This is a genomic window from Yinghuangia sp. YIM S09857, assembly GCF_051388915.1.
Lineage (GTDB): Bacteria > Actinomycetota > Actinomycetes > Streptomycetales > Streptomycetaceae > Yinghuangia.
On the sequence record NZ_JBPKBH010000031.1, the window covers coordinates 82,406 to 91,740 of the forward strand.

The window sequence follows — 9,335 nt, forward strand, 5'->3', positions numbered from 1 at the left end:
CGCGACCGACGACGAGCTCCAGTTGCTGACCGTGCACGGGGTGCTGCACCTGCTCGGCTACGACCACGCCGAGCCCGACGAGGAGCGCGAGATGTTCGGCCTCCAGCGCGAGATCCTGGACGCGTGGCGCGAACGGCGCGGCGCGGCGTCCTGATGCCCGGGCACAGACGCGAGGTCGGACGGAAGGACGGGGCACGCGGTGTCCTCTGACGAGGTCTTCCGGCTCGTCGTCGGGGCGGTCGTCCTCGTCGTCGTGGCCGGGCTGTTCGCGTGTCTGGAGGCGGCGCTCGCGCGCATCTCGCGGCCACGCGTCGAGGAGCTGGTGCGCACCGGTCGACGCGGTGCCGAGCGCCTGCTCACCGTCGTCCGCGACCCGGCGCGCTACCTCAACCTGGCGCTGCTGATCCGCGTCGCCTGCGAGGTCTCCGCGGCCGTGCTGGTGTCGGTCGTGTTCTACGACGGGTTCGACGCGACGTGGCAGGCCGTGTTGGCGTCCATCGGCGTGATGGTGGTGGTGTCGTACGTCGTCGTCGGCGTCTCGCCGCGCACCATCGGCCGCCAGCACCCCATCGCGGTCGGCATCGCGGGCGCGCCCGTGCTGATCGTGCTGGCGCGCATCCTGGGCCCGCTCCCGCCGCTGCTGATCCTCATCGGCAACGCGGTCACGCCCGGGAAGGGCTACCGCGAGGGGCCGTTCGCCTCCGAGGCGGAGCTGCGCGCGTTCGTGGACCTCGCCGAGAAGGAGTCGCTGATCGAGGACGAGGAGCGCAAGCTCCTGCACTCGGTGCTCGAACTGGGCGACACCATCGTGCGCGAGGTTATGGTGCCGCGCCCCGACATGGTGTTCATCGAACGCCACAAAACCGTGCGGCAGGCGCTGCGGCTCGCGCTGCGCAGCGGCTACTCGCGTATCCCGGTGATCGGCGAGAACGAGGACGACGTCGTCGGCATCGTGTACCTCAAGGACCTCGCCGAGCACGCGGTCGGCGGCGCCGACGACCGCTGGGCGCACGAGCCGGTGGGGTCGCTGATGCGGCAGGCGACGTTCGTGCCGGACAGCAAGCCCGCCGACGACCTGCTGCGCGAGATGCAGGCGAGCCGCACGCACATGGTCATCGTGGTGGACGAGNCCGGTGGGGTCGCTGATGCGGCAGGCGACGTTCGTGCCGGACAGCAAGCCCGCCGACGACCTGCTGCGCGAGATGCAGGCGAGCCGCACGCACATGGTCATCGTGGTGGACGAGTACGGCGGTACGGCGGGCCTGGTCACGATCGAGGACATCCTTGAGGAGATCGTCGGCGAGATCACCGACGAGTACGACCGCGAGACGAACCCGGTCGAGGACCTCGGGGACGGCCGCTTCCGGGTGACCGCGCGCCTGCCCGTCGACGAACTCGGCGATTTGTTCGGCCTGGAGCTGGACGACGAGGACGTCGAGACGGTCGCCGGGCTGTTGGCCAAGCAACTGGGCCGGGTGCCGATCCCGGGAGCGACGGCCGAGGTCGAGGGGCTGCGGCTGACCGCCGACCGGCCCTCGGGCCGCCGCAACCAGGTCGGCACGATCGTCGTCGAGCGCGCGCCGCGCCCGGACGGCGACGCGGGGGGCGACGGGCGCTCCGACGGGGACCGACCGGCGGACTGACCGAGGGACTGACCGACGAACTGACCGGACCGACCTCCACGGGACGCGCGGACTGCCTCACAACGCTCCCGTGGACCCCGTACCTTCGTTCGCGGGGGTACGCGTTCGCCGAGGGACCGGGGGGTTCACCGTGCGCAGAATCAGGCTGCCGCGATTCGCCGCGCGCAGGTCGCAACTGGTGCTGACCGGCGTGGTGCTGCTCGGTGTTGCGCTGTCGGGCGTGAGCGCCTGCGACAGCGGGGGCGGGAACGCCGTGGTCACGCAGGAGTCAGGCCCCCCGGGGCCGACCGTCGATCCCGAGGCCGAGACCGCGGTGCCGCCGAAGAGCGAGCCGACGCCGATGCGGCCCGCGGGGACGGAGACGCCCGGTGCGGGCAAGTCGGGCGAAGGCAAGCCCGGTGCGGGTACGGGCGGTTCCGACTCCACCGCGCCGCCGGCCGGCCCCGCGACCGCCCCGCAGTTGACCGCGGCCCTGCTCGGACAGGCCGAACTCGCCGACACCGGGCTCCGCGTCGACGGACCGGACCGGGTCAAGGACGCAGGCGGCTCGGCGGTTCCGGTCGTGGACCGGCCCGAGTGCGCGGTGTTCGCGCAGGTGTCCGCCTTCGACGCGGGCGCTCCGGAGGCGTGGGCGCACCGCGAGTACGCGGACTCCGCCGCGCCGCCCGGCGTGCCGCGTCTGGGCATCACCCTGTCCAGTCACCGCGACGGCCGGGGCGTGGCACTGTCCGCCGACCTGGACCGGGCGATGGCGGGCTGCGCGGCGGGCTTCTCGGTGAACACCGGTGCCGGTCCGGAGCAGTGGTCGGTCGCGCCGGTCGACGGCGCGCCGTTGGCGGGCGACGAGACGGTGGCCTACCGCGTGACCGCGCGGAGCGGCTCGGGGACGCGTACCGAAACCGTGGTGCTGGTGCGGTTCGGGACTACGACGGCGCAGTTCGTGTTCGCGGGGGACGCGGCGCCGAATGCCGCGCCCTGTGCGGCGGCCATCACCGGCCAGGTGCGCAAGGCCCGGGCGCTGCTGGGGCGTTGAACCGCGGGACCGCGGCGCAACAGCCTTGGGACGGCCGTCACGGCGCTGTGTCGGGTCGGTAACAGGCGTCGGAATCTGCGCGTCCGGGCGGTAGCTTCTTCCGCATACCGACGACGCGCGGTCCGGACCAGGGGGGTACGGGCCGCATCACCGCGTCGCCTACGACACCGAACTGGGGGGTTCACGGTGCGTACCAGCACGTTCCGTACCACGCGCAATTCCGGCCGCAAGTCCGTCAGGCTCGCGATCGCCGTACCGCTTGTGGCGCTCGGCCTCTCGGGGCTCACCGCCTGTGAGTTCGGTTCGGACGACAAGGACCACGTCGGCAAGCCGACGGCATCCGCAACGGGCAGCGCCGACGCCAAGGGCTCCGACAAGCCCGGCGACAAGCCCGGCGACGACGACCCGAAGGCGAGCGGAAAGCCCAGCGGCAAGGACACCGGGCCCGCGGCCGACGTCCCGTCGAGCGACGAACTCGCCGACGCGCTCCTCAACGCGCAGGAAGTGCCCGCCGGCTACACCGCGGGCGAGGCCGACACGACCATGGACGACGGCACGCTCGACCCCGACTCCGTGGTGTCGGACCCGCGCTGCGAGACGCTGCTCGCCGGCACGTCATCGCAGGGCAAGGCGGAGCGCACGTTCACCAAGGACACCCTCGACGCCGACGACGAGGAGGGCGTCATCGTCACGCTGACGAGCGACGACCCCGACACGCTGCAAAAGGACTTCGACAAGTACGCCGCGGCCCTCAAGGCATGCTCGTCGTTCCGCGAGACGAACGGCAACGACTCGTGGGACTACGAGATCAGCGAGGTCCGCCTCGGCACGCACGGCCAGGACAGCATCAGCTATCGCGCGACCGTCATGTCGGAAGGCGATGTCCGCAGCCACCAGTACGTCATGGCCTCGCGCCACGGCGCCGTCGGGGTCACGGTGAGCGCCTATTCGGTGTCCTCGCCGCCCGACGCGCCGACCCGGTTCACCAGCGGCCAGATCCAGAAGGCCGAGGAGATCGCCTGACCGTCGGCCGTACGTGCTGCCGCCCTCCGCCCGAGAGGCGGCGGCGCGCCAACGCCCCGGGGGCGACGTCCGCGCCGCTCCCGGGGCGGTACTGTGCCCGGGATTCATCCCGGTGAGCAGGAGGAACGATGAGCGGCACGACCGTCGACCCCGAGGACGCCAAGATCGTCACGCTGGCGCGTTCGGCCCGGGCTCGCAACAGCGCGTCCGAGGGGGCCGCGGTGCGCGACGAGACGGGGCGCACGTACGTCGCCTCGACGGTCGACCTGCCCTCGCTGCGGCTCACCGCGTTGCAGACCGCCGTCGCTATGGCCGTGGCGGGCGGTGCCCGCGGGCTGGAGGCGGCGGCCGTGGTGGGGAAGGCGGAGGCGGTCGCGGAGGCGGACCGGGAGGCCGTACGCGACCTCGGCGGTGCCGGGACGCCGATCCACCTCGCGGGCCCGGACGGGAAGATCGCCGCCACCGTCGAGGTGTGACGCGCGCCACGGACGGATGCCGCGTCAGGTTCGGTCGGCCAGTAGGATCACGCCGCCGCAGGATGCGCGTGAGCGCGCGGAACCTGGGCTGACGAAACGTCAGAATTGGGGACGGAATGGCTGCCGAATCGGAACAGGCCGACGAGTCGGGTGTGTTGCCCGGCCAGGACTCTTCGTCCGCGACGGCCGAAACCGACAAGGCAGGCAATACGGACGACGTGGAGGTCGCGTCCGGCCAACAGCCCGCGCCCGGCACGCAATCTGTGCCCGGCAAAGACGTCGTGCCCCACGAAGACCCCGCGTCCGACATCGAACTGTCCGAGGACGAGAACGAGGACGAGGTCCGCCCCGAAGACGTCCGCGAAGGCGTCGTGGACCTCGTCGCATACGCCGTCGGCGCCGCCGGCCTCATCCTGCTCGGCTACTTCACCCAGCGCGACGTCCTGACCTGGACCCGCGGGCCGTTCACGGTCGTCGTCATCATCATGGCGGTCCACTGGATCGGCCGCCGCGTGCAGGCCCGCCGCGTCCAGGCCCGGCGCGAGAAGGTGGGGGGTGCCCGGTGAGCTGGGCGGCGCACGAACTGGAGAGCTACGTCCTCCAGAAGCACATCAAGACCAAGGTGTCCTTCCTGGCCATCCTGCTCGGCTGCTTCTGGCCGGACATGATCTCCAAAGGCACGGTCTACGGCTTCGACGCCTTCGGGTTCAGCTTCCACCCCGAGAACCCCGATCTGTACCACCGGGGTTGGCCAGGGGTCGGGTTCACCCACTCGCTGCTGTACGGCGTGGTCATCTCGCTTATCGTGCTCTGGGTCTTCAAGAGCCGCGCGTGGGCGCTCGGCCTGCTCATCGGGCACTGGGCACACGTCTTCACCGACATCTGCGACAGCGTCGGCGTCATGCTGTTCTTCCCGTTCAGCACGCAGAACTACTCGATCGGCATGTGGGCGTACGCCGCCCAACAGGGCCGCTACGGCGACGCGTCCGCGTACTACTCCAGCCTCGGCGGCGTCTGGGACCTCTTCTGGCTCGGCATGGTGCTGCTGAGCTGGAAGGTGCTCACCCGCAACTACTTCTTCACCAAGGTCGTCCCCGACGACCCGGTGTGGCCCTGGTTCAAGCGCCGCCTCAAGATGTCCGAGGTGCTGATGCTGGCGCTGTACCGGGCCTACTTCCTGTACGGCGCCTGCCGGATATTCGCCTGGTTCTTCTGGTCCCGGTTCGTCGACAAGGCTCCGCTCGACCTGAGTTGGGGCGGTCCCTACTGGGTCGAGAAGGTGCACGCCAAATACCCGCCGATCGGCGAACTGCTGCTGCGCAGCACGCTGGGCGCGGCCGGTCTCGCCGCGTCGATGTGGGTGCTGTGGATGGTGGTCGGCCGCCGCCTGTGGGCGCGCGCCGAAAAGCACGAGAAGGCGCGGGCGCTGGCCAACGCGCGGCGCGATGCCCAGGTGCCGCGGCAGAAGAGCGGTCGGGACATGGCCGGGGCTAAGGGACAATGAGAGCCATGAGTGATCGTTCCACCGCCTCCGGCGCCGCGCGCGACGCCGTCCACCGCAGCGGCTTCGCCTGTTTCGTCGGCCGCCCCAACGCGGGCAAGTCCACGCTGACGAACGCGCTGGTCGGCACGAAGGTGGCGATCACCTCGGGGCGCCCGCAGACCACCCGGCACACCGTCCGCGGCATCGTGCACCGCCCGGACGCCCAACTGGTGCTCGTCGACACCCCCGGCCTGCACAAGCCGCGCACGCTGCTCGGCCAGCGCCTCAACGACCTCGTGCGCACGACGTGGGCCGAGGTGGACATCATCGGCTTCTGCCTGCCCGCGGACCAGAAAGTCGGGCCCGGCGACCGCTTCATCGCCAAGGAGCTCGCGGAGATCCGCAAGACGCCGAAGGTCGCGGTCGTCACCAAGACCGACCTGGTGGACAAGAAGACGCTCGCCGAGCAATTGGTCGCGGTCCAGCAGATGGCCGCAGACCTCGGTTTCGAGTGGGCCGAGATCATCCCGGTGTCGGCGGTGTCCGGCGAGCAGGTCGGGCTCGTCGCCAACCTCCTCGCGGGCCTGCTGCCCGAGGGTCCGCCGCTCTACCCGGACGGCGAACTCACCGACGAGCCCGAGCAGATCATGGCGGCCGAGCTGATCCGCGAGGCGGCTCTGGAAGGCGTACGCGACGAACTGCCGCACTCGCTCGCGGTGGTCATCGAGGAGATGATTCCGCGCGAGGACCGCCCGGCCGAGAAGCCACTGCTGGACGTACACGCGTATCTGTACGTGGAGCGCCCCAGCCAGAAGGCGATCGTCATCGGCGCCAAGGGCGCGCGGCTGAAGGACGTGGGCACGCGCGCGCGGAAGCAGATCGAGGCCCTTCTCGGCACGCCCGTCTACCTCGACCTCCACGTGAAGGTGGCGAAGGACTGGCAGCGCGACCCGAAGCAATTGCGCCGACTCGGGTTCTGACCGGCAGCGGACCCGCCTGCGGGAACGCAGTCGGCCGCACGACGGGGACAGGGACAAGCCCCCGGACAGGGAACGGCGCCGCCCTCCAAAGGGGAGGTGAAGGCGGCGCCGGTGTCTCTCCACGCCCATTCTGACCCGGTTCCGTGTAAGTACCACGTGAACGTGGCGCAATCCACACCCTGACGCCCCGTCAGACGCGCCCGCGGTGGAGGCGGATGTGCACTCGGGGACAGGGGTCGGGTAGGGTGTCGGGCATCATGCGTCAGTGGCAGCTTCTTCTTAGCCGCCGCGGCGAGGGCTCGCCCAGCTAGGCACTTAGCAGCTGAACGGAATGGGCCGGCCTCCCTCGCCGCGGGGTTGAGGCATTGCCTGTTACGGAATCGCGCCGGCCTATCGAGTCCCACGACCACCTCAGCCGACGCGTTGCGCCGTCGCAGCGCCCAGCCCGCTTCCGAGGAGCCTGCCGCATGTCCTCCATCAACCGCGCCACCCCCATCACGGCCGCGAGTGTCACCCAGAAGCCGTCGGGGATGCCGATCCACAAGTACGCACCGTTTCAGGGCGTGGACCTGCCGGACCGCACGTGGCCGACGAAAACCATCACCGCGGCGCCGCGCTGGCTGTCCACCGACCTGCGGGACGGCAACCAGGCGCTGATCGACCCGATGAGCCCGGCGCGCAAGCGGACCATGTTCGACCTGCTGGTACGCATGGGCTACAAGGAGATCGAGGTCGGCTTCCCGGCCGCCTCGCAGACCGACTTCGATTTCATCCGCAGCATCATCGAGGACGGCGCGGTTCCCGAGGACGTCACCATCTCGGTGCTGACCCAGGCCCGTGAGGAGCTGATCGAGCGGACCGTCGAGTCCCTGGTCGGATCGCCGCGCGCGACCGTGCACCTGTACAACGCCACCGCGCCGATCTTCCGCCGCGTGGTCTTCAACGTCGACCGCGCCCAGTGCAAGGCGATCGCCGTCGAGGGCACCGAGCACGTCATGCGCTTCGCGGAGAAGCACCTGGGTGCCGAGACGGTCTTCGGGTACGAGTACTCGCCCGAGATCTTCATCGACACCGAGCTGGACTTCGCGCTGGAGGTCTGCGAGTCGGTCATGGACGTCTGGCAGCCCGAGACCGGCCGCGAGATCATCCTGAACCTGCCCGCCACCATCGAGCGTTCGACGCCGAACGTGTACGCGGACCAGATCGAGTGGATGAGCCGCAACCTGACGCGCCGCGAGCACATCGCCATCTCGGTGCACCCGCACAACGACCGAGGCGCCGCCGTCGCGGCCTCCGAACTGGCCGTCATGGCCGGCGCGGACCGCGTCGAGGGCTGCCTGTTCGGGCACGGGGAGCGCACCGGCAACGTCGACCTGGTGACGCTGGGCATGAACCTGTTCAGCCAGGGCATCGACCCGATGATCGACTTCTCGGAGATCGACGAGATCCGCCGCACCGTCGAGTACTGCACGCAACTGCCGGTGCACCCGCGGCACCCGTACGCGGGCGACCTGGTCTACACGGCCTTCTCCGGGTCGCACCAGGACGCGATCAAGAAGGGCTTCGAGGCGCTGGAGCGGGACGCCGCCGAGGCGGGCAAGACGGTCGACGAGATCATGTGGGGCGTCCCGTACCTGCCGATCGACCCGAAGGACGTCGGCCGCACCTACGAGGCCGTCATCCGGGTCAACAGCCAGTCCGGCAAGGGCGGCGTGGCGTACGTGATGAAGGCCGACCACAAGATGGACCTGCCGCGCCGCCTGCAAATCGAGTTCTCGCGCATCATCCAGGGCAAGACGGACAGCGAGGGCGGCGAGGTCACTCCGGCGCAGATCTGGTCGGTGTTCCAGGACGAGTACCTGCCGACGCCGGACGCGCCGTGGGGCCGTCTGGGGCTGTCCTCGCACCAGACCTCGTCGGTCGACAACGACAAGGACGCCCTGTCGGTCGACATGACCGTGGACGGTGCCGCGACCACGCTGGACGGCGTCGGCAACGGCCCGATCGACGCGTTCGTGCGCGCGCTGGGCGGCATCGGCTTCGACGTGCGCGTGCTGGACTACACCGAGCACGCGATGAGCGGCGGCGAGGACGCGCGGGCCGTGGCGTACGTCGAGTGCGCCGTCGACGGCCAGGTGCTGTGGGGCGTGGGCGTCGACGAGAACATCGTGCGCGCCTCGCTGAAGGCGGTCGTGAGCGCGGTCAACCGCTCAGCCCGCGCATCGGCGGCGTGACGCGCTGAGGATGTGACGAGGTGCCTGCGTGACGAGGTGCCTGCGTGACGAAGCGTGTTGCGTGGCTCAGCGATGGCGAGCGCCTGACGCGGTGAAGTGACCGGAAGTCCGAGGCGGCGGTCCCGATTTCGGGGCCGCCGCTCCGGCGTTCGCGCTGCGCTGTCCTGTGCCGCGGCTCTGCGGCCATGCCGCCCTTCGCCGGCCTTGCCGCCCGGCGGCCCAGCCCCAGGAGGTCGCCGCGCGCCTCGGCGTCCCCGCGACGCGGGTGGCGGAGCACACCCCCACGACCCCGCGGCCTTGCCGCCCGGCCGACGGTCGGGAGGGAGGCGGTGATGCCCGGCAGCGGGCGGCGGGAGGCTGCGGCGCGCACCGGATGCCCCTCATGCCCCATGCCCCACCCCTATTGCCACCCCGCCCCCCTTGCCACCCTGCGGCGTTGCCGCCCCGCCCCCTTGCCACCCTG

General features: G+C 70.8%; 8 protein-coding genes and 1 pseudogene. All 9 read left to right on the forward strand.

Annotation, left to right across the window (positions count from 1 at the left end; all coding sequences use genetic code 11):
• Window positions 1-154 (forward strand): rRNA maturation RNase YbeY (gene ybeY / locus ACRX5S_RS39015; RefSeq protein WP_436778031.1); only part of this gene is annotated, 154 nt, incomplete at its 5' end.
• 45 nt (window positions 155-199) lie between these two features.
• Window positions 200-1,574 (forward strand): annotated as a pseudogene (locus ACRX5S_RS39020) (hemolysin family protein); the annotation flags it as partial.
• A 199-nt stretch (window positions 1,575-1,773) separates the two neighbouring features.
• Window positions 1,774-2,676, forward strand: a complete 903-nt coding sequence (locus tag ACRX5S_RS39025) for a hypothetical protein (protein ID WP_436778021.1) — start codon at window positions 1,774-1,776, stop codon at window positions 2,674-2,676.
• 186 nt (window positions 2,677-2,862) lie between these two features.
• A complete protein-coding gene (locus ACRX5S_RS39030) occupies window positions 2,863-3,699 on the forward strand; it encodes a hypothetical protein (protein ID WP_436778022.1) in 837 nt (278 codons plus the stop codon).
• Window positions 3,700-3,827: 128 nt separating this feature from the next.
• Window positions 3,828-4,175 carry a cytidine deaminase gene (locus ACRX5S_RS39035; RefSeq protein ID WP_436778023.1) on the forward strand — a complete coding sequence of 116 codons (348 nt, stop codon included), beginning with the start codon at window positions 3,828-3,830 and terminating at the stop codon, window positions 4,173-4,175.
• Between the two features lie 116 nt (window positions 4,176-4,291).
• Window positions 4,292-4,741: a hypothetical protein gene (locus ACRX5S_RS39040; protein ID WP_436778024.1), complete on the forward strand. Its 450-nt coding sequence runs from the start codon at window positions 4,292-4,294 to the stop codon at window positions 4,739-4,741.
• Window positions 4,738-5,679, forward strand: a complete 942-nt coding sequence (locus tag ACRX5S_RS39045; RefSeq protein ID WP_436778025.1) for a metal-dependent hydrolase — start codon at window positions 4,738-4,740, stop codon at window positions 5,677-5,679. The genes ACRX5S_RS39040 and ACRX5S_RS39045 overlap by 4 nt, the downstream gene beginning before the upstream one ends.
• Window positions 5,676-6,638, forward strand: a complete 963-nt coding sequence (gene era / locus ACRX5S_RS39050; protein WP_436778026.1) for a GTPase Era — start codon at window positions 5,676-5,678, stop codon at window positions 6,636-6,638. The genes ACRX5S_RS39045 and era overlap by 4 nt, the downstream gene beginning before the upstream one ends.
• 467 nt (window positions 6,639-7,105) lie before the next feature.
• A complete protein-coding gene (gene leuA / locus ACRX5S_RS39055) occupies window positions 7,106-8,872 on the forward strand; it encodes a 2-isopropylmalate synthase (RefSeq protein ID WP_436778027.1) in 1,767 nt (588 codons plus the stop codon).
• Window positions 8,873-9,335 lie beyond the last annotated feature (463 nt).

Bases quoted from the DNA above. Each gene is read 5' to 3' on its own strand.
- ACRX5S_RS39035 (WP_436778023.1), top strand. From the start codon at position 3,828: ATGAGCGGCACGACCGTCGACCCCGAGGACGCCAAGATCGTCACGCTG.
- ACRX5S_RS39040 (WP_436778024.1), top strand. From the start codon at position 4,292: ATGGCTGCCGAATCGGAACAGGCCGACGAGTCGGGTGTGTTGCCCGGC.
- era (WP_436778026.1), top strand. From the start codon at position 5,676: ATGAGAGCCATGAGTGATCGTTCCACCGCCTCCGGCGCCGCGCGCGAC.
- leuA (WP_436778027.1), top strand. From the start codon at position 7,106: ATGTCCTCCATCAACCGCGCCACCCCCATCACGGCCGCGAGTGTCACC.